21 protein-coding genes are annotated in these 19032 nt (G+C 37.9%); 13 read left to right on the forward strand and 8 right to left on the reverse strand.

The genetic code is table 11. The features are described from left to right. Window positions 1-116: 116 nt before the first annotated feature. Both zwf and fbp read right to left on the reverse strand, forming a co-directional pair. Complete coding sequence (gene zwf, locus H6G25_RS05355) at window positions 117-1646, reverse strand: glucose-6-phosphate dehydrogenase (RefSeq protein WP_190391587.1); 1530 nt, start codon at window positions 1644-1646, stop codon at window positions 117-119. A 517-nt stretch (window positions 1647-2163) separates the two neighbouring features. Beyond that, complete coding sequence (gene fbp / locus H6G25_RS05360; RefSeq protein WP_190391588.1) at window positions 2164-3201, reverse strand: class 1 fructose-bisphosphatase; 1038 nt, start codon at window positions 3199-3201, stop codon at window positions 2164-2166. A 253-nt stretch (window positions 3202-3454) separates the two neighbouring features. Here fbp and H6G25_RS05365 point away from each other — a divergent pair, with 253 nt between their 5' ends. From H6G25_RS05365 to H6G25_RS05375, 3 genes are all read left to right on the forward strand, one after another. Then, window positions 3455-4060 (forward strand): hypothetical protein, encoded by a 606-nt coding sequence (locus tag H6G25_RS05365; protein WP_190391589.1) that lies wholly within the window; start codon window positions 3455-3457, stop codon window positions 4058-4060. Between the two features lie 375 nt (window positions 4061-4435). After that, the gene (locus tag H6G25_RS05370) at window positions 4436-4804 is read left to right on the forward strand and encodes a phage holin family protein (protein WP_190391590.1); all 369 of its coding nucleotides are present in this window, start codon (window positions 4436-4438) and stop codon (window positions 4802-4804) included. A 27-nt stretch (window positions 4805-4831) separates the two neighbouring features. Then, window positions 4832-5023, forward strand: a complete 192-nt coding sequence (locus tag H6G25_RS05375) for a YqaE/Pmp3 family membrane protein (RefSeq protein ID WP_190391591.1) — start codon at window positions 4832-4834, stop codon at window positions 5021-5023. Between the two features lie 382 nt (window positions 5024-5405). On the opposite strand, the gene H6G25_RS05380 is transcribed toward H6G25_RS05375, so the two are convergent. Beyond that, window positions 5406-6182, reverse strand: a complete 777-nt coding sequence (locus H6G25_RS05380; protein ID WP_190391592.1) for a histidine kinase — start codon at window positions 6180-6182, stop codon at window positions 5406-5408. 295 nt (window positions 6183-6477) lie between these two features. Between H6G25_RS05380 and H6G25_RS05385 the strand changes: the two genes are divergently transcribed. From H6G25_RS05385 to H6G25_RS05405, 5 genes are all read left to right on the forward strand, one after another. Further along, window positions 6478-6702 carry a hypothetical protein gene (locus H6G25_RS05385; protein WP_137908120.1) on the forward strand — a complete coding sequence of 75 codons (225 nt, stop codon included), beginning with the start codon at window positions 6478-6480 and terminating at the stop codon, window positions 6700-6702. A gap of 17 nt (window positions 6703-6719) precedes the next feature. Further along, window positions 6720-7046 carry a cytochrome c6 PetJ gene (petJ, locus tag H6G25_RS05390; RefSeq protein WP_190391593.1) on the forward strand — a complete coding sequence of 109 codons (327 nt, stop codon included), beginning with the start codon at window positions 6720-6722 and terminating at the stop codon, window positions 7044-7046. A gap of 13 nt (window positions 7047-7059) precedes the next feature. After that, on the forward strand, window positions 7060-8079 hold the full coding sequence (locus H6G25_RS05395) for an aldo/keto reductase (protein ID WP_190391594.1): 1020 nt from the start codon (window positions 7060-7062) through the stop codon (window positions 8077-8079). A 153-nt stretch (window positions 8080-8232) separates the two neighbouring features. After that, complete coding sequence (locus H6G25_RS05400; protein WP_168360464.1) at window positions 8233-8484, forward strand: helix-turn-helix transcriptional regulator; 252 nt, start codon at window positions 8233-8235, stop codon at window positions 8482-8484. Continuing rightward, window positions 8462-9181, forward strand: a complete 720-nt coding sequence (locus H6G25_RS05405) for a hypothetical protein (protein WP_168360465.1) — start codon at window positions 8462-8464, stop codon at window positions 9179-9181. The genes H6G25_RS05400 and H6G25_RS05405 overlap by 23 nt, the downstream gene beginning before the upstream one ends. Window positions 9182-9189: 8 nt before the next feature. Here H6G25_RS05405 and H6G25_RS05410 read toward each other — a convergent pair whose 3' ends face one another. Beyond that, a complete protein-coding gene (locus H6G25_RS05410) occupies window positions 9190-10332 on the reverse strand; it encodes a DNA cytosine methyltransferase (RefSeq protein WP_190391595.1) in 1143 nt (380 codons plus the stop codon). A 271-nt stretch (window positions 10333-10603) separates the two neighbouring features. On the opposite strand from H6G25_RS05410, the gene H6G25_RS05420 reads away from it, so the two are divergent. From H6G25_RS05420 to H6G25_RS05430, 3 genes are read left to right on the forward strand one after another with little or no spacing between them, the layout of a single operon-like run. Beyond that, entirely contained in the window at window positions 10604-11197 is a 594-nt protein-coding gene (locus tag H6G25_RS05420; protein WP_190391596.1) for a Uma2 family endonuclease, read from the forward strand. Between the two features lie 15 nt (window positions 11198-11212). Beyond that, window positions 11213-11662 carry a VOC family protein gene (locus H6G25_RS05425; RefSeq protein ID WP_190391597.1) on the forward strand — a complete coding sequence of 150 codons (450 nt, stop codon included), beginning with the start codon at window positions 11213-11215 and terminating at the stop codon, window positions 11660-11662. 8 nt (window positions 11663-11670) lie between these two features. Beyond that, complete coding sequence (locus tag H6G25_RS05430) at window positions 11671-11949, forward strand: hypothetical protein (RefSeq protein WP_028084785.1); 279 nt, start codon at window positions 11671-11673, stop codon at window positions 11947-11949. 191 nt (window positions 11950-12140) lie between these two features. On the opposite strand, the gene H6G25_RS05435 is transcribed toward H6G25_RS05430, so the two are convergent. Beyond that, a complete protein-coding gene (locus H6G25_RS05435) occupies window positions 12141-12635 on the reverse strand; it encodes a hypothetical protein (RefSeq protein ID WP_190391598.1) in 495 nt (164 codons plus the stop codon). Window positions 12636-12800: 165 nt separating this feature from the next. On the opposite strand from H6G25_RS05435, the gene H6G25_RS05440 reads away from it, so the two are divergent. Next, window positions 12801-14660 carry a serine/threonine protein kinase gene (locus tag H6G25_RS05440; protein ID WP_190391599.1) on the forward strand — a complete coding sequence of 620 codons (1860 nt, stop codon included), beginning with the start codon at window positions 12801-12803 and terminating at the stop codon, window positions 14658-14660. Window positions 14661-14951: 291 nt separating this feature from the next. Here H6G25_RS05440 and H6G25_RS05445 read toward each other — a convergent pair whose 3' ends face one another. Beyond that, window positions 14952-16001, reverse strand: a complete 1050-nt coding sequence (locus H6G25_RS05445) for an anti-sigma factor antagonist (protein WP_190391600.1) — start codon at window positions 15999-16001, stop codon at window positions 14952-14954. Between the two features lie 188 nt (window positions 16002-16189). Here H6G25_RS05445 and H6G25_RS05450 point away from each other — a divergent pair, with 188 nt between their 5' ends. Further along, window positions 16190-16999: a 7-carboxy-7-deazaguanine synthase QueE gene (locus tag H6G25_RS05450; RefSeq protein ID WP_190391601.1), complete on the forward strand. Its 810-nt coding sequence runs from the start codon at window positions 16190-16192 to the stop codon at window positions 16997-16999. A 506-nt stretch (window positions 17000-17505) separates the two neighbouring features. On the opposite strand, the gene H6G25_RS05455 is transcribed toward H6G25_RS05450, so the two are convergent. Then, a complete protein-coding gene (locus H6G25_RS05455) occupies window positions 17506-18150 on the reverse strand; it encodes a DUF3318 domain-containing protein (RefSeq protein WP_028082655.1) in 645 nt (214 codons plus the stop codon). 67 nt (window positions 18151-18217) lie between these two features. Next, window positions 18218-18790, reverse strand: a complete 573-nt coding sequence (locus H6G25_RS05460) for a hypothetical protein (protein ID WP_190391697.1) — start codon at window positions 18788-18790, stop codon at window positions 18218-18220. Window positions 18791-19032 lie beyond the last annotated feature (242 nt).

The following is a 19032-nucleotide window of genomic DNA, read 5'->3' on the forward strand; positions in this document are numbered from 1 at the left end:
TGTTAGTTGTTGCTTATCAGTGGTCAGTGGTCAGTTGTCCGTTGTTGGTTGTCAGTGGTCAGTTGTTTTGCTAATGACCAATAACCAATGACTAATGACCAATGACCAATGACCAATTAAAGTCTGCGCCAGCGGCGGCCGTCTTGGTTAATTAATAATTCGGCTTCTGCTGGTTCCCAAGTACCGGCTTCATATTGGGGAATATTCGCAGGATTACCTGGTAAATCCCATACAGACAAGGCAGGTGTAACTACTTGCCAAGCCGCTTCTACTTCGTCCGCCCGTGTAAACAAAGTTTGGTCGCCCATCATACAATCAAGGAAGAGACGATCATAGGCATCGGAAGTAGCGGAAATACCTAGAGAACCGTAGCTAAAATCCATATCTACGGCACGGGTACGGAAATCACCACCGGGCATTTTCACATCAAACCGGAGGGAAATACCTTCATTGGGTTGTATTCGCATAGCCAAAACGTTGGCGTTCACTTGTTGGGCAGCGGAGGAGAACATTCTCGAAGGAACTTCGCGGAAGTGAATTGCAATTTCACTCACCTTTTTCGGCATCCGCTTACCAGTTCGCAAGTAAAAAGGAACACCTTGCCAGCGCCAATTGTCCAGCATAAACTTCATGGCCACATAGGTGGGAGTAGTAGATTCAGGATTAACACCTGGTTCAGTTCGATACCCTGCCACCTGTTGACCTTTCATCCAACCCGCGCTGTATTGTCCGCGAATTGCTGATTTTGACAAATTATTAACATCAGCCAAACGAGTCGCTTGTAACACTTTAACTTTTTCCGTGCGGATACTATCAGCATCCATGGAGTTAGGCGCTTCCATAGCGGTTAAACAGTAAAGCTGCATGAGGTGATTTTGCAGCATATCCCGCAATGCGCCGGCAGTTTCATAATAACCTGCCCGGTCTTCTACTCCCACGGTTTCGGCGACGGTAATTTGCACATGATCTACAAATTGCCGATTCCACAAAGGTTCAAAAATGGCATTAGCAAAGCGGAAAACCAGCAAGTTCTGAACTGTTTCTTTCCCTAAATAGTGGTCAAGACGATAAACTTGGTTTTCTTTACAAACCTTTTGTACTACTTGGTTGAGGTTTTGAGCGGAGGCTAAATCACGACCAAAGGGTTTTTCGATGACTAAACGCTGTTTGTCGGGGTCTTCTAGCATTCCCGCTAACCCTAGCTGTTTAATGGCTTCAGGGAAGAAATTAGGGGCAACAGAGAGGTAAAACATCCGGTTTCCCCTTGTTCCCCGTTTCTCGTCTAGTTCAGCTAATAAGGTTTTCAGTTTTTGGTATCCTGCGGGGTCATCTATATTCCCAGGACAGTAAAATAAACCTTGGGAAAAGTCCTGCCAAAGTTCACCTAATTCCACATTAGCGTGAGCTTCTGCCATGCCTTTTTGCATTTGCTCACGGAAGTATTCATGACTCCATTCTCGACGCGCTACACCCACAATGGTGGTTTCTGCCGGAATACGTCTTTCTCTCCGCAATTTGTACAGCGCCGGTACTAACTTACGCCAGGTTAGATCTCCAGAAGCGCCAAAGATAACGATAATTTGTGGTTCGGGCATCCCTTGCTGTTGTAGACCAACGCGCAATGGATTTTCTAGCAAACTGACCATAGGATTTTAGATTTTAGATTTTAGATTTTAGATTTTGCAAGAGGTAAAGGGCAAGTTCCTAAATTCCCCAATCTCCTCTATAGGTGAGAATAGCTTGACTTGACCTTTTAAAGAGTTCATGAGTGACACAGAAAGGACGCAGACACCATAGGATTTTGGATTTTGGATTTTGGATTTTAGATTTTGGATTTTGGATTTTGAAAGATCGCAGGTGTATAAAGTCTAGAATTTGAGTTACAGCCGTTTTTAAGTAAAAGTGCTACAAAAATAATCTATCTGTGTGGGTTTAAACTCTTCATTTACCCGTCTGGGACTTCTATTGGTCAGGGCTGCATGGGTTGAGAAAACCCAACTCGCGGGAATGTTGGGTTTCACTTCTTTCTACCCAACCGATAATTTTCTTAATTTACAGCACTTTTAACTAGAGTGAGATACACTTTATGCGGGCAAGATGCCCGCACCACAAGAGTTTTATCATTAAGCTCTGGACTTGAGAATAGGAATAAATGCTGTAACTTTAATGACTTTTTGGCATAAAAGACATCACTTTTTCTACATCCTCTTTACTACCAATGATTAAAGGTGTCCGTTGATGCAGTTTGCTGGGAACTACATCTAAAATATCCATTTTTCCTGTGGTCGCTTTACCCCCAGCTTGTTCAATTAAAAACGCTAAGGGAGCAGTTTCATACAACAGACGTAATTTACCTTCTGGTTTTTGTAATGTTCCTGGGTACAGAAATACCCCACCCTGTAATAATATTCTGTGAATATCGCTCACCATTGCCCCACTGTAACGGGAACTATATCCTTCTGTACGATGAACATAACGAATATATTCTCTAAAGGGTTCATCCCATTGCCAGAAGTTACCATCATTAACACTATAGGTCGCAGCATGATTGGGCATTTTAATATTCTCGTCACAGAGAATAAATTCACCTAAACTAGGATCAAGAATAAAGGAATGCACTCCCGTACCTATGGTATACACTAGCATAGTGCTAGGTCCATATAGAATATATCCCGCTGCTAATTGTCTACGGCCATTTGTAAGCAAATCCTTAGCTTCACCATCAATATCTGCTCCTTCCTGTTGACGAATGGCAAAGATAGAACCTAAACTGAGATTATTATCTGTGTTCGATGAGCCGTCAATGGGGTCATAAAGTAGCGTATAACGACCAATGGGGCAATTTTCCGGGATATAGTAGGGTTTTTCCATTTCCTCGGAAGCCAGACGACAAACTAAGCCGCTTTGCTTGAAAACAGAGATAAATACTTCATTCGCGTAAACATCCATCTTTTTTACAGATTCTCCCTGGACGTTGACTTCTCCAGTAAATCCTAGCACCCCCTCCATTAAACCAGCCCGACTCAAACGACGAGCCACTAATTTACCCGCTAAAGCGATGCGATTCATCAGCGCACTTAAATCCTGGGCATCGGGTCCAAAACTATGTAATTGTTGGAGAACGTGGCGGGATAATGTTGTACAATCACGATCTAGAGCTTTATCTGTGGACAAATCCAAAGATTCTGATACTTGAGTCATATTAATTGCTGCTATGAGGTCGTGTTTATCTATGGCGATTTTTGGTCGTTGCTTCTATCTTAGAAAGGGAATTTGATAACTTAAAACTGATTTTATATAAACTAAAGAATTGAAATTTTGATTTTCAAGTCCCTGACTTCTTGAGTCGGGGTTTTTCAGTATTTTTTCTAAATAAAAAATCTTCAAAGTAGTTGACACTAAGCACGTAACATGATACTGTGTAGCAGGTTGTGTAAATATCTTTTTAATTGTCATGATCAAGATCAATATCTCTACCCCCCCCATAATCGCTAAAACCCTTGCTGTAAGCGGATTTGCGGCTTCTGTGTTACTAGCTGCTACCCCTGCTCATGCTATTAGTTTCAATTTTTCGTTTCAGGATACAGATGGAGGTACTAACGGGTTCGTTACAGGAACATTAATTGGTTTGGAGGAAGGTGATAACCCCGGATCAGGGATTACAGCAACGGTTACATCTAGTCCCGGTGGTGAAGGAGTCGGTTCTGGTTATTCTTTTAGTAGTACTAATGGTAGTGGTCTGGCTTTTACCGTTATCAACGGTAATATCACCTTTGCTAATGCTGGGTTTATCAATCCTATTAACCCCCCGTTTGCGTACGCGTTACTCTTGGGAACAACTGGGAATAAAGGTTCTAATAACCTCTTAACTGACTTGGCAACTTTCGCTTATGCCGATTCCGCCAACTCTACAATACAATTCACTGCTGCGACACCTACACCTGTTCCCTTTGAGCCTAATCCTGCTGTGGGGGGAGCGATATTAGGTTTTTGTTTTGGCGCTGCGAAACTCCGTAGAAACCATCTTGCTAAAAAACGCATGGTATCAGTTGAAGCTTAGAGGATGTTTTATAAGTTTTTAATGTATAAATAAACCCCTCCGGCAGACCTCTCAAGTATTAAATGTTATCCCTTTTCCCTCTCCTAAGAGGCTACGGTGTACACACAAGCTCCTGTGAGGAGAAAAAGAGGTTAGGTTTCTGGAGATTATCGGGTTAATTTCATACTTTTCAAACAACCTCTTAGTTTGATTTTACAGACAAAACACAATAAGAATTGTTAAGCCGGCTTGAGTCGGCTTTTTAAATAAGTTGGCGATATTTTCTTTTTGTCTAACCTCAGATAGATCAAGATTATACCTAAGTAAAGATGTCAAATATTAATCTATATTTAAAAATAGTAACTAGCACTGATATTGCTGTTATAGAGGTAAAAAATGTTAGGATATTTTTTCATCGCACTCGCTACAGCTTTAAGTTTGTTGATTGTTGATTTAGTTGTTCCTGGAGTAGATATTGCTAACTTTCCCTCAGCTTTAATTGCTGCTATTGTCATTGGTTTAATTAATAGTGGAATTAAACCAACTATTAACATCTTATCCTTACCTTTGACATATCTTACATTAGGTGGTTTTTCTTTAATTGTCAACGGAATTTGCTTTTGGTTAGCATCAGTTTTAGTTCCAGGTTTTCAAGTTCAAGGATTTATTGCTTTTATTATCGGTCCTGTAATACTGTCTTTAGCGAATACATTTCTCAGCAAATACTTCGCAGAAAAAGGTTTTCAATTACAAGATAGTCAATAAACCCAATTTCAAAATTAGGAAATATCCATGAATATATTTCGTATACTTCTCGGTTTATTTTTACCCCCTTTGGGGGTTTTCCTCACAGTTGGATTTGGTCCAACCTTGTTAATTAATATTTTGCTTACCCTCCTGGGTTGGCTTCCTGGTAGCATTCATGCGGTTTGGGTAATTGTCAAGCATGAAGAAAACATTAATAGAGAGGAAGGTACTTATTAACTTTGTAGGGTGCGTTATCAACGCACCTTTATCTTTATATTTTTTTATATTTTTATATTAAATATATGAAATTAATAAGAATCATAATGGTGCGTTACGAATTAAGATATTTTTTTAATTTTAATTAATTATAATATTTTAATGTACTTGTACCACACTTTTGTTTTTATATTCCTTTCTTCCTTTGCGACTTTGCGCCTTGGCGTGAGACTTTACAATGTGGTTTATTTACCTAAAAATCACTGTAATTGCAAGTCTTTAATAGAATAGGTTAATAGGTTATAAATAAAAATAATGAGTAAATTAAAAATTATCAAAATTAATTTACTCATTTATATAGAAATTTTCAAAAAACAATTTTCAAAAAACAAAATTGCGGATATTAAGCCCGAATATCTTTATCTTTAAATAAATCAGCCGTTGCTAATAGTAACTCCCGCAAAGTTTGTTTTAATTGACGTTCTTGTTTAGCTATTGCTGAACCTGCTTCTGCTAACTTCTGTTCTAACAGTGAGTATTTTTCCTTTACTTGTAAAGTAATAGATTCAGCTTGTGGATGGGATTTATCATACCATTGTTTTGCTTCATTCAAATAATCTTGTACTTCTTGATTACTTCCGCTATAACGTGCAAATAAATTGGCTCGGACAATTGCTAATTGTGCTTGTAATTGTGCATAACGTTTTCTTAATAATCCCACTTCTTCACTATCTTTAATAGAATTAATTGCTGAATTAATAGCAATTTTGGTATCAACAGATTTATCTTGACTTGTTTCTACTATCTTTGTAAAAATTCCTTCAATTTCAGTTTGTAGTTTTTCTTCTTCTTTATCTAATTTTGCTTGTAGCTGCTTTATTTCTGCTTGAGTTTGAACAATATTTGAGTGTTTTTTCAGATTTATCGCTTCCATAGCACCTTCAATTGAAGCTACTACCCCTTCCTTAACTTCACTGCTTTTCTCTTGTAAATTATCAATGACAGTAGAAACAGCATCATTAACTAAATTACTCAGTTCATGAGAACCTTCTTGAAATTCAGAACCGACTTGAGAAACAGCAGATTTGACAATTTCTCGAATGCGTTCGGACTTTAATTGTCCTGTTTCTTTAGCTTGACGTAGATCTAATTGAATTTGTTCTTTAATGTTCTTATTCATGGCTATATTTAATGAAGATATCACGCAATACTTATATTCAGTATGGTAAAATATTTTTGTTATTAACACTCCCTAAAGATAGAAAATCATATCTATCTCAAGGTAGTATATTCAACGACTAAAAGTCGCTACTACACAAGCAAAATCCGCCTACACGGACTCAGGAATGACAACTTTTTAACCCACCCAGGTGGGTTTTGTCTGTATAGCCGGGAATTTTATTCACCAGATTTCTTAGTTAAATGTTGCCAATTTATGAAATAATTAATATTGATCAATAAATAAATTTTAAATTATGTGGCAGGTAAATATCACTTGTGATGATCAAGCTTGGAAACTTTCTGGTGTGGAATTTAAGAAAATAGCAGAAAATTACAAAGGTGAATTAATGGGTTCTAAAAAAATGCCCGACGGAAAACGCATTATGTCTTATAAAATTGAAGATATCAGCGAAGCCGAGGCTTTTGCAGAAGAATGTACAAAATTTGTCGGTTTTACAGGAGATTTTGCATCTTTATGAAAAAAATGGTAACAAAAATGGTAACATTGATATTATTCACTTTTTGCTTGTGGATAATTAATTCTACTTCACCAGTTAACGCCTTAAATACTTCTCAAGGTGCAGAAATTTTTGATTTCCATTGTGCTGGTTGTCATATTCATGGAGAAAACATCATTAGACGTGGTAAAAGTTTAAAGAAGAATGCACTCAAAAGATATAAAATGGATTCTTTGGAAGCAATTACAGCCATTGTCACCAATGGTAAAAATAATATGTCAGCTTACAAAGAAAGATTGACAGCAGCGGAAATTCAACAAGTTGCAAATTATGTTTTGGAACAAGCAGAAAAAAACTGGAAATAACAATATAAAAACTATGATTTTACCTCAAGAAAGCTATTTACAATTTACCCCGGATTTGAAAATTTGCCGAATTTTAAATGGAATGTGGCAAGTTTCGGGAGGACATGGACGCATTAACCCCAAAACTGCGATTGATTCCATGTTTCAATATGTTGATGCTGGTTTTACCACTTGGGATTTAGCAGACCATTATGGACCAGCAGAGGACTTTATTGGTGAGTTTCGTCGTCAATTAATCGCAACTCGTGGAGAGGAAGCTGTAAATAATATTCAGGCTTTTACAAAATGGGTTCCTCGTCCTGGGAAAATGACGAAAAAATTGGTTGAGGAAAATATTGATATCTCTTTGAGAAGAATGAATGTTAAATCATTGGATTTAATGCAGTTTCACTGGTGGGAATATCGAGATAATAATTATTTAGATGCTCTCAAATATATGGTAGAATTGCAAACAGAAGGTAAAATCAAACATTTAGCTTTAACTAATTTTGATACGGAACATTTGCAAATTATTACCGCAGCAGGAATCAAAATTGTTTCTAATCAAGTGCAGTTTTCTTTAGTTGACAGAAGACCACAGGTAAATATGGTTAATTTTTGTCAAGAACATGATATTAAATTGTTTACCTATGGTACTGTTTGTGGTGGTTTGTTATCAGAAAAGTATTTGCAAAAACCAGAACCTAAAGGCTTAGAAATAAATACCACTAGCTTGAGAAAATACAAACAAATGATTGATAATTGGGGTGGTTGGGGACTATTTCAAGAGTTACTAAATACCTTAAAAACCATTGCTGATAAACATCAAGTGAGTATTGCTAATGTGGCTGTAAATTACATTTTAAATCAGCCAGCAGTGGGGGGTGTAATTGTCGGCGCTAGATTGGGAATTGCAGAACATTTATCAGATAATGCTAGGGTGTTTGGTTTCAATTTAGATGCAGAAGATATCGGGAAAATAGATGCAGTTTCTCAACATTCGCGGGATTTATATCAATTAATTGGTGATTGTGGAGATGAATATAGAAGGTAGAGTAGTGGTAATCAAAAAACTGCCTCATTAATTACAGTTAAGCTGGGGATACTTTGTTTTTGTGTCAACAACACTAGCAGAGAATTTTGCAATTGGACTAATTGAATACTTTAGTCTGTAGAACTTTTGTATTCAATACCTTAATCTCTTTCTATGCAACCAAGTAAACTAGACCAAAATTTAGGGCTAGAAATACAACGTCGTCGTATAGAAAAAGGTTGGTCTCAAGAGTATCTAGCAGAAATTACGGGTCTGCATAGAACTTATATTAGCCAACTAGAACGAGGATTAAAAAGCCCATCCGTAAGAGTTCTGAGTCATATCACGAACGCCTTAACTGTAACAATGAGTGAATTTTTGCAAGCTGTAGAGGAATCTTTAAGTGTTGACAGAAAACGAGATTGAGAGGCTAAAACAAGCTATTATTGCTACTGTTGCATCCCCAGTTATTGGGTCAATAGAAGATTATGCTTGGGAAGCTATTTTTCATTATGTTAAAGATATTCCTCTGACAGATCCAGCTTTAGGACGTAGTAAACTGCTTTATGATGCGGTTAATTTTTTAACTAAAACGGGTTGGTCATTAAAATCTCTCCAACTAAGTAACTTGAAAATTAGTAGTACATTTTTCTTTGTGATTCAAAGGGCAGATGTTATTAGTAAGGCTGATCAACTTGGTTTTCCTGGTTTAACAGAATTATCTCCTCCAGAACAACTAGGTGCGGCTATTATTCAACATTGGAATGAGAAATTGATAACCAATCAGTCATTACAAGGAGTTGAAAATAGTTATGAAAGCATACTACTAAAAACCATTAAAGGCAATGAATACGTTTATTGTGAATATCCCTTGTATCCACTTGATCCAACTACTTTTAATTGGGCATGGACGGTAAACAAGAAAACAGGTAAAAGTGGTGCGGGTTTACAGGGTAGCGCAGGAGATAAAATTGAGTTAGTTTGGTATAAGAATCAAAAACAACTGTTTAAAGCTAGAATTATTCCTTCAGAAGCAGTGAGGATAAATATTGAAAGAACTCGTCTTAACCCTGAGAATTATGTTAAAACAATTCTTGCAGCTTTACAAGCACAAAACTCCTAATATTAACTTTAGATAATGCACTCAGCAATTGTTTTAGCTAATAACGGAGGTACAGATTCACCAATCTGAGAAGCCATTTCTGTATATGTTCCTAAAAAGTGGAAAGTATCTGGATAAGAATGAAGTCTCGCAGCTTCACGTATTGTAATGGTTCTATCTTCTGTGGGATGAAAAAATCTACCAGAACCAGGATGAAAAACCCATCTTGTAATTGTCTTCGCCGGCTTATCCCAATAAAGCCTTCCATAAGCACCACTATAGTGTTTTTTAGGTGCTAATTCTGGTGGTAAATCTCTGGCATCTTGTCCTTCTTTTAACAGCCTTACTCTTGACATTTGAATTGAGCTTAAAGCACGAGCAATATGGTTTGTAATTCTTGTGCTGTTATGTCGGATTAAAGCTTGATAAGTTGTTTGTGGGTCTGATGGATATCTATCTTCATCATATTTTTGTCCTGCATTTAGTTTTGGTAGATCTCCAATTGCATCTTTAACTGTTACGATTGGAAAAGGATCAGATTTTAGTAGATTCGTTTGATAAGATGATTCCTTATATGATTGCTTATTTTTATAACCAATTTTAATATCACCATTATGTGTAGGTTCTGGTAAGCAAATTAAACTTTCTAAACTAGCAATAAAAAAAGCTCTACTTCTTGTTTGTGGTACTCCATAATTAGCAGCATTTAAAGATGATGATATAACTTTATATCCTAGCAATTCTAGTTGATTTGTAATTTCATACTTGAATAAACCTTTATATGCTGTCAAAATTTCTGGAACATTTTCCATAATGACATAAAGAGGTCTAAACTCTTTGACAAAATCTAAAAACCTTTTGTATAATTGATTTCGAGGATCATCTATATAGCGATATTCAGCAGGTATATTTTTGGAAAAACCTTGACAAGGAGGTCCGCCAATTATTGCTTTTAATTGTTCTCTCTCTAAGCCTAAATTTTGACGAAGTTCTGAGGGATTAACTTCACGAATATCTTCATGGATAACTTTAGTATTAGGGTAGTTATGTTGATAAGTAGCTAAGGCTTTTTTATTTGCATCAATGGCACACAAAGCTTCAAAACCAGCTAAGTGGAAGCCCGTAGTTAAGCCACCGGCACCGGCGAATAAATCAATAGTTTTGTTGTTCATATTAGAATACTATAGTATTCATTGCCCAATGTCAAGTAGGATGATCTTGTGATAATTACAGTATAAAAAAATCCTAAATTCTCAAAAATGAATAAAAATACTATTCCCAATGGCTACCTCCGTAAAGTCCATCATATCGCCTTTAACATCCAAAATATGGCAGCATCTCGCCATTTTTACCATTGGGGTCAATTTTAGCGCCTAGCCTAAATTTTTCTGAATTTTCATGAATTTTATCTGATAATAAAACTAGCCTCCTCAAGCAAAACCTATGGAAACCCTCACTTTAAACATACCTCCCGCAGTAAATTTAACAGATGAGCAGTTTTATCAACTTTGCATTGCTAACGAACCCTGTCAGTTAGAACTTACCCAAACCGGAGAATTAATTATTATGCCTCCCACAGGTGGAGAAAGTGGAATTATAAATGCTAATTTAAGTACAGATTTAGGTTTATGGAATCGTCAAACTAAATTAGGTAAAGTATTTGACTCCTCCACCGAATTTAAACTACCCAGTGGTGCTTATCGCTGTCCTGATGCAGCTTGGGTAAAACTAGCACGTTGGGATGCTTTAAGTCAAGAAGAAAAAAAACGGTTTCCCCCCCTTTGTCCTGATTTTGTGGTGGAATTGCGATCAGAAACGGATAGTTTAGAAAAATTACGTACTAAAATGCGAGAATATGAAAATAATGGGGCGCTTTTAGGTTGGTTAATTGATCCACAAACACCCTTGGTAGAAATTTATCGTTACGGAAAGGATGTAGAAGTTTTAAATTTTGATTTTGACAACCCACCAAAACTTTCTGGTGAAGACATTTTACCAGGCTTTATTCTCGATTTGCAGATAATTTTAAATCCATAGATTCTAAATTTCGGGATGATGATTTCTCAAAAAAATATTCCCAATGGCTACCTCCGCAAAGTCCATCATATCGCTTTTAACGTCCAAAATATGGCAGCATCTCGCCATTTTTATGGTCATATTTTAGGCTTACACGAACTCACAGGAGACGAAATACCAGAAACATTAATAGAACTTGTTAACGCTGGTAAAGTCGCTAATTTCATCACTCCTGACGGCACAATTATAGACTTATTTGCAGAACCAGAATTATTACCACCAGATCCAGATCCCAGTAAGTCTTTTACTAGAGCATATCATCTAGCCTTTGATATTGCTCCAGAATTATTTGATCAAGCTGTTGCTGTGATCAGAGATAATAATTTAGTCATTGCTTATGGTCCGGTTTCCCGTCCCACAGGTAGAGGGCTGTATTTTTATGACCCCGATGGGTTTATGATTGAAATTCGTTGTGATCCTCATTAAATGCGAACATGGAAAAAGTTTTAAAAGTTCTTAACGACGTAATTACTAACCCACCAATTCCCCACGAACCCCATAAACAATCTTTAAAAAATTGGGCTATGTATTGTTTACGGGATAGAGGTTTTATAGTTATTTTTGCCCAAAATGCTGATTTTGCTGTCCAGTTTAAGAACGGAGAAAAGTTCTATTTTAAAGTTACCAATAATGCCGATAATTTGGATAATAGTATTAACTGGATTGTTTGGGATAGCACCACCAAAACAACCAGCTTAATTCCTCAGTCCTAGTTAATAAGTATTACAGCCAGCTATACAAGTATTTGATTTTACTATGATTTCCATATTTCTGAGGAAGAGAGGGTAAAAGGAAAAACTTTTGTGACTGTAATGGGTTTTTCAAAGCCTCTCCCCCCGTGGGGGAGATGTTGACCAGAGGGGTTTTTCTGTAAACTAAGGACTTTCCAAACAACCTCTTAAATTTAGTCTGGGTTGGCTGGTAAACTAGCGAATAGCTGTTTAACTAACTGCTGAGTTTTATTTTCTAAATTTTGCCAGTCTACATCACCATATTCGTCAATTAACTTGGGATCAATATCAACTGCCCCCCGCTCTGGACTATAATTGAGAAAACATATTTGATAACACAAATCCCATAAATCTATATTTACCCGTTCCTGTTGATTTTGCAAAACTAAATGATATCCTGGATAAGGCATTGGCAAACTAGCAAGAGTTTCTTTAATTTCCTCTACTTGTGTTGGTGTTGCGGTTTCCATTTCCCGCACCAACTCAGTTACTAAAGACTTTGTTTCATCACTTGTGTTAGCAGGCCAGGTCAGTACGTCTTGGTAAGTACCTTGCCAATTGGATGTATCAAGCTGCTTACGAATATTATCAATCACACGAATAAAAGCAGGTTGCATCAAGATTTCAGCTTGCTGCCATGAGGTAGAATTAGTGATCTTAGGTGGCATTGCTAGTAAATAGGTATAGTGATAGTAAAATTAACAATTTTGTTTGATGAAAGAACTGTACTTTTAATTTAAATCTTTTCTCAAGATACCTGATTTCAGAGGAGGAAATTGGGAGATATTTACTACTATGGGTAAAATTAGGCTATAAAGCTGGGGAGGGAAATTATGATAGGTAAATTGCTAGATCATCGCTACCAAGTCATTCGCATTTTGGCCACAGGAGGATTTGGTCAAACCTATATTGCCCAGGATACCAGACGGCCAGGCAATCCCATCTGCGTGGTTAAGCACTTGAAACCAGCCAATTCTGACTCTAATATCTTTACTACTGCTAAACGGCTATTTCACAGCGAAGCAGAAACTTTAGAAAAATTGAGTAATCATGACCAAATCCCCAGACTTTTAGCTTATTTTGACGAAAATCAAGAATTTTTTCTAGTCCAAGAATTTATTGACGGCCACACCCTCCAGGAAGAACTTATTCCCGGACAGCCTTGGAGTGAAGCCCAAGTCATACAAATGTTGTTGGAAATTTTGCAGATTTTAGAGTTTGTTCACCAAGAAGGTGTAATTCACCGCGACATTAAGCCAGATAATATCATTCGCCGCGCGGCTGATTATAAATTAGTTTTAGTGGACTTTGGTGCAGTTAAACAATTACGTTCACCCCTGGTGACAGTAGGTGGACAAAAAACTGCTACTGTAGCTATTGGTACTCCTGGATATATGCCTACGGAACAAGGTCAAGGTAAACCCCGTCCTAATAGTGACCTTTATGCTTTGGGAATTATCGCTATTCAAGCATTAACGGGAGTTCCCGCTAGTCAATTGCAAGAAGACCCTGATACTGGGGAAATTAACTGGCAGCATTTAATACCTGTTAATCCTAACTTAGTAGCCATTTTAACAAAGATGGTGCGTTACCACTTCAAAGAACGCTATCAAACAGCAACGGAAGCTTTACAAGCTTGTCAAGAATTGGTGAATATCATCCCAGAATTTTCCCAAACCTCCCTATCTCCTAAAATTATTTATCAATCTCCTCAACCCCTATCTTCCATATCTATACAAAAAACAATGGCGGTTTCTCCCGCGAATCATATTCCTGTACAACCTCTTCCTCAACAATCTATTTCTCAAGAGATTAATAAACCCGATAAACCCGATCCTTTACCTTTATTAATTGGTATATTATTAGCAGGTGGTGTGGCGGCTTTATTTACAAATATATATCCTAATTTTAAGAATTTAACTGTTAATTGGACGGGAGAAAATAGCAAATTAACAAATAAATGTTTAGCTGTAGTTATGGCTAATTCTAATATCCGTTCTGAACCCAGTGCCATCAATTCTGATAATATTTTGAAAACTTTGGGTGTGGCCAGTGAGTTTGAGGTGACGGGTAAGCAGACAAAGCGGGGTTGGGTAGAACTTAAACTTTCTTCTGGCAGGTTGGCCTGGGCCCATTCTGATGTCATTTCTAATCGTGAAAACTGGATTTCTTGCCGTCGTGACCAAGGTTTGGCGATACAAACGGTAGATGATATTCCTTTAATTACATACCGTCCAATTCCTTCAGTTCCGGCAAAATCTGTGGTGGTAAATCCCACAGCAAAGCCTTCTTTAAAGCCTTCTTTACCCGCTACTCAAGATAAGGTAAAAACGGTAGATAAAGCCAGAGAAAAGCTTGAATCAGGAGATTTACAAGGAGCAATTTCTCTGCTCAAGTCAACATCGGGAAATGCTGTTTCTAGTATTAAACAAACCGTTGATACTGTTAATCAATGGCAAAGTGATTGGGCAAAAGCAGAAGCTTTAGCTAATGATATTAATAAGGCAATTGATAATGGTAAATGGGACGAGGTTTTAGCTTATCGAAACCAACCAGAAAAGCTGCCTAATATTAAATATTGGCGGGATAAAATAGAACCAATGTTTAAACAAGCTGCCGAAAATGTCGCTAAACAGACCTTACCCCATAAAAGCAAACCAACTCCTTCTGAAACACCGAGGGATGGGATTTAAAATGCTTTTTCTAAACTCCCCTGTAAAGCGAATTATAGCGGTTCCTTCCCCGTTGTAGATGGTTATGCTTCTGGCTCACATTTCATCTTATATGGGTTGTGCTATCGAAATAGTCATTGAATAGTAAATGATTAGGTAAGTAAGTCGGCACGATAAAATCAATATACATTTTTTTGTAAAAACCCTGAAATAACCTATTTATAAGGTATTTGTTGAATTTACATTTCGTTACATATTATGTTGATTGTTTTATGTTGATTGTTTAACGCCAACTTACTTAACAAAAATTAACTAAATAGCCCCGCTGTTTTTATTAAACAAAATGGTTATAGTTTTGAAAATTAATTTTAAATCGTAAACTAAAGTCCAGTTTTTTTGATATTGTAGATCTAAACGAATTACATCTTCAAAATTACGGACTTGAGAACGTCCATTAACTTGCCATTCACCTGTCATACCGGGTTTAACGTCTAAACGTTGCCATTGTGGCACTTCATAGCGTTCTACCTCATCAGGTGTAGGTGGTCGAGTTCCCACTAAACTCATTTCACCTTTGAGAACGTTCCAAAATTGCGGTAATTCATCGAGACTGGTACGACGTAACAGTTTACCGACTTTGGTAATTCTGGGGTCATGATCATTTTTAAAGAAAGCACCTTCCACTTGATTTTTGATTTGAGATTTTTTAGCTTCCGCATCTACACACATAGACCGAAATTTCCAAATAGCAAAACGTTTACCCATCCAACCACAACGGGTTTGCTTAAAGAAAATTGGACCGGGATCATCAATTTTAATAGCGATCGCTATGGGTATAAACAAAATAGATGTAATTACTAACCCAACCAATGATCCGACAATATCAATAGTCCGTTTCATCCAAGAAGCCACGGAAGGATGAGTTTGCGGAAGTGGGTCTACTTTTCGAGAATTATTTTTTCCCGTATCTATCAGGTTATCGTTTGCTACTGGTGATAAGTTCTGAAGAGACTCAATGGGAAACACTTGATCTAGTCCTGTTAGGTCTAAAACTGCCATGACTTGGGGGGTGACATGACGCAGCGTCATTATAATTCCCTTTGACCGGGAACTTTTGAAGTTACTGACTAGAGAACCTAAACCACTACTATCCATAAAGGTAGTATTTTGGAAATCAAGGACAATTTGCCGAGGTGGTGAATCTGCTTGAATTAGGTTTTGGTAAGTTTGCTTAAAACCGACAGCTTCAACCACGGTCAACCTCGCTGGTACTTGCAAGATTGCTACATTTTCGAGGTAAGTAACTGAAAGTTCTACTGGTATGATTTGGCTACTCATGAAGCTCCGCACTTTAGTTGCCATCTAAAATTTTATCTGCTAAATGTGATTTGGTCTTAAAAAAATAATTAACCTGATTTTTAATCTGTATGATGAATTACAAATCGGTAGATTTTTAAAGATCAGCGAGAAGATCACTAATCAAGCTTCACAATAGAAGAAACTAATAAATTGTAAATAAGTGAATCTTCCCGTTACTTCATATCATCATCATGACCACTAAAAATAAAGTTAACTCGACTGCACGCCTAATCGAAGTCTTTTCTGCAATTCAAGGGGAGGGGCTGAATGTCGGGACGCGTCAGATTTTTATCCGTTTTGCTTTTTGTGATCTGCGTTGTCATTTTTGCGATAGCGCCAACACTTGGAATGCACCCCCTAGCTGCCAAATTGAGTCTTACCCTGGATTACGAGATTTTGAAGTTCATCCAAATCCCGTTGAATCATCTACATTACTGGCATGGATTGCTAGACAAAACCTACCTTTTGTCCACGACAGCATTAGCTTGACTGGAGGAGAGCCTTTGCTTCATGCAGGATTTTTGGCGGAATTTTTGCCCGCAGTGCGATTACTAACTAGTTTACCAATTTATCTGGAAACTGGCGGGCATCGCCCGGAAAATTTGGCAATAATTCTCCCCTATCTCGACTCTGTGGGCATGGATTTGAAACTACCCAGTGTCAGCGGTGAAACCTATTGGTCAGAACATACAAAATTTCTTCAGTTATGCTCTAACTCTAAGTTAGAAGTATTTGTAAAAATAATTGTTTCCCAAAGTACAGTTGTTCAGGAGTTAGAACGGGCAGCTTTGTTAGTTGCCCAAGTCAGTGAGGATATTCCGGTATTTTTACAACCTGTTACCCCTTTACCTGTTGCCTCTTTGGCTGCTCAAAAATTTAGTTCTGTGGTCATGGTAGCACCAACTCCAGACCAGGTTTTAGAATGGCAAGTTTTGATGAAGAGATTTGTTAAACAAGTGCGTGTGATTCCCCAAACTCATAAAATGTTGAATCAAATGTAGAATTTAAAAAGTTTTCATCAAGAAAAAAATAAAGTTTATTGATTCTATAAAACTGTGGCCAAGTAATTAGGTAAACGGAAAAAACCGACACAAGTAACGAAAAGTAAAGTTGCCCAAAACCTCTTTCCTGTTCCCTGTAACCTCTTCCCTGTAACCTCTTCCCTGTAACCTATTTCCTGTTCCCTGTTCCCTGTAACCTCTTCCCTGTAACCTATTTCCTGTTCCCAGTTAAGAGTTCCCTGTTCCCTGCGATGCACTGAGCAGTTCGACAAGCTCACTGTAACACTTGTCGAAGTGTTCCCTGTAACCTATTTCCTGTAACCTGTTCCCTGTAACCTGTTCCCTGTAACCTGTTCCCTGTAACCTGTTCCCAGTTAAGAGTTCCCTGTTCCCTATTCCCTGTTCCCTTGTCATAACGACAATTTTTAACGCCAACCTACTTAATTAAATATCTTTGGGGTTGGGGGTTGCCCACCCCACTAACTGTGAAGATGCTGCTGGTGATTTTAGAGTTCACCAGCGTCGCCATTTCTAGATTTAGATTTAGCTTTGTTAGCGCTGCGTTTAAGAGCAGAAAGTCTAGCTTCATATCGAGAACGCTGACGCTTGCTAGGAGTGTTTTCAACTAAGGTTTTTAAGGCACTACCAAGACTTTTATAAGCGTTAGGTAAACTATAACCAAAACGGGTGGCTAGAGCGATCGCTTTTTCGTCAGCATCTAGCAATTCTTTAATTTGTTTGTCCCCATTATTTTTTTGGTATAGTCGCCAACCGGAAACGCCACATAGAGCTAAAGCTAATACTAGTAATAATCCATCTTGTACCCACAATTCACCCACCGCACCACCTAAACCAATGGCCAGGGCAGCCATTTCCCAACCATCTTTAGGAATGGTGTCATTTTGAACACGAGCCACTTCGTGCCAAAACAGCAAATTACGCTGATCCATTGCCAGAGCATCCCATTTTACCAAGTCAATTTGGATTTCTACTTGGTCTTTGCCGATTTCTTCGCAACGAATCAGAGGTGGATTAACCTCAGTTGTGCCTTCAACCGTTACCCAACTTTGTAATTCTGGCGGTAGTAAACTTTTTAACCGCCGAAGTTCACTCATTTCCGCTTTAGCAGAGGAAGTCGCATAGGATGTCATAAAAATCCAGCCCTACAAAATTTCTTTTTTGTATATGATTAGGTTATCACTTTCCAGTTTAGCGATTTCAGTAGTTATCCTCTGATTCATCGGCAAAACTACCTCGCTTTTTCCGCGCTTCCATGGCTTTTTCTAGGAGTTCTAATAATCCAGGAGCTTGTTCTTGAATACTCAACAATAATCTTTCTCCCAAGTCTATATTTCCCGGATCTTCTCCTGTTTCCATTACTTCCTGCAAACGCGGCACAGCAATGCTATCCACAATTTGGATCAATCCGCTCAGACAACGGTTAAATTGTTTTTCGGTGAGCATGGAGTCCTCCAGGGGAAATTCAATGATAGCCCGGATTTCACCATCGGAGGGATCGTATTCCCATTGCAGCATTTTGGTTTCCCAAGAAATGGCCAGCATGGTTTGCAGGATGGCGTTTTTGTGGGGATGGTCTTTCACTTCCGCTAAAACTTGAGGCGCAAATAACCGGAAAAATCTCCCTTCTTCGTCCAGTTGGACAACTATCAGGAAATCTTCTAGGTTTTGAGCTTCAACACCTGTAATAATCCGGTCTTCTTCTTCATCAAAACGGTATTGCCAACCAAGATTATCTAGATACTTGGCTATCTGTTTGAGATTTGCTGCCATAAAAGCCTCGTAAGGAACAGTCGGGAGGCTGTCACCAAAATTATTGTAACTTGGTAGGGGCATTTACTCAATTGGTACAGTCAGTCCGTTGGTGTGAAAAATTGTGGTGATGACAAGGGAACTCTTAACTGGGAACAGGGAACTCTTAACTGGGAACAGGCTTCGCCGTGAGCGTCAGCCGAACGGTTTTCGGCAACTTTACTTTTCGTTACTTATGTCGGTTTTTTTCCGTTTGCCTACTT

This window comes from Dolichospermum sp. FACHB-1091, from assembly GCF_014697585.1.
Taxonomy (GTDB): Bacteria; Cyanobacteriota; Cyanobacteriia; order Cyanobacteriales; family Nostocaceae; genus Dolichospermum.

What these genes read in the sequence shown, in the direction of transcription:
- fbp (WP_190391588.1), bottom strand. Translation starts at nt 3,201, where the DNA reads ATGACTCAAGTATCAGAATCTTTGGATTTGTCCACAGATAAAGCTCTA.
- H6G25_RS05420 (WP_190391596.1), top strand. Translation starts at nt 10,604, where the DNA reads ATGGAAACCCTCACTTTAAACATACCTCCCGCAGTAAATTTAACAGAT.
- zwf (WP_190391587.1), bottom strand. Translation starts at nt 1,646, where the DNA reads ATGGTCAGTTTGCTAGAAAATCCATTGCGCGTTGGTCTACAACAGCAA.
- H6G25_RS05410 (WP_190391595.1), bottom strand. Translation starts at nt 10,332, where the DNA reads ATGAACAACAAAACTATTGATTTATTCGCCGGTGCCGGTGGCTTAACT.
- H6G25_RS05395 (WP_190391594.1), top strand. Translation starts at nt 7,060, where the DNA reads ATGATTTTACCTCAAGAAAGCTATTTACAATTTACCCCGGATTTGAAA.
- H6G25_RS05450 (WP_190391601.1), top strand. Translation starts at nt 16,190, where the DNA reads ATGACCACTAAAAATAAAGTTAACTCGACTGCACGCCTAATCGAAGTC.
- H6G25_RS05375 (WP_190391591.1), top strand. Translation starts at nt 4,832, where the DNA reads ATGAATATATTTCGTATACTTCTCGGTTTATTTTTACCCCCTTTGGGG.
- H6G25_RS05400 (WP_168360464.1), top strand. Translation starts at nt 8,233, where the DNA reads ATGCAACCAAGTAAACTAGACCAAAATTTAGGGCTAGAAATACAACGT.
- H6G25_RS05440 (WP_190391599.1), top strand. Translation starts at nt 12,801, where the DNA reads ATGATAGGTAAATTGCTAGATCATCGCTACCAAGTCATTCGCATTTTG.
- H6G25_RS05430 (WP_028084785.1), top strand. Translation starts at nt 11,671, where the DNA reads ATGGAAAAAGTTTTAAAAGTTCTTAACGACGTAATTACTAACCCACCA.
- petJ (WP_190391593.1), top strand. Translation starts at nt 6,720, where the DNA reads ATGGTAACATTGATATTATTCACTTTTTGCTTGTGGATAATTAATTCT.
- H6G25_RS05365 (WP_190391589.1), top strand. Translation starts at nt 3,455, where the DNA reads ATGATCAAGATCAATATCTCTACCCCCCCCATAATCGCTAAAACCCTT.
- H6G25_RS05380 (WP_190391592.1), bottom strand. Translation starts at nt 6,182, where the DNA reads ATGAATAAGAACATTAAAGAACAAATTCAATTAGATCTACGTCAAGCT.
- H6G25_RS05455 (WP_028082655.1), bottom strand. Translation starts at nt 18,150, where the DNA reads ATGACATCCTATGCGACTTCCTCTGCTAAAGCGGAAATGAGTGAACTT.
- H6G25_RS05445 (WP_190391600.1), bottom strand. Translation starts at nt 16,001, where the DNA reads ATGGCAACTAAAGTGCGGAGCTTCATGAGTAGCCAAATCATACCAGTA.
- H6G25_RS05385 (WP_137908120.1), top strand. Translation starts at nt 6,478, where the DNA reads ATGTGGCAGGTAAATATCACTTGTGATGATCAAGCTTGGAAACTTTCT.
- H6G25_RS05460 (WP_190391697.1), bottom strand. Translation starts at nt 18,790, where the DNA reads ATGGCAGCAAATCTCAAACAGATAGCCAAGTATCTAGATAATCTTGGT.
- H6G25_RS05435 (WP_190391598.1), bottom strand. Translation starts at nt 12,635, where the DNA reads ATGCCACCTAAGATCACTAATTCTACCTCATGGCAGCAAGCTGAAATC.
- H6G25_RS05370 (WP_190391590.1), top strand. Translation starts at nt 4,436, where the DNA reads ATGTTAGGATATTTTTTCATCGCACTCGCTACAGCTTTAAGTTTGTTG.
- H6G25_RS05425 (WP_190391597.1), top strand. Translation starts at nt 11,213, where the DNA reads ATGATGATTTCTCAAAAAAATATTCCCAATGGCTACCTCCGCAAAGTC.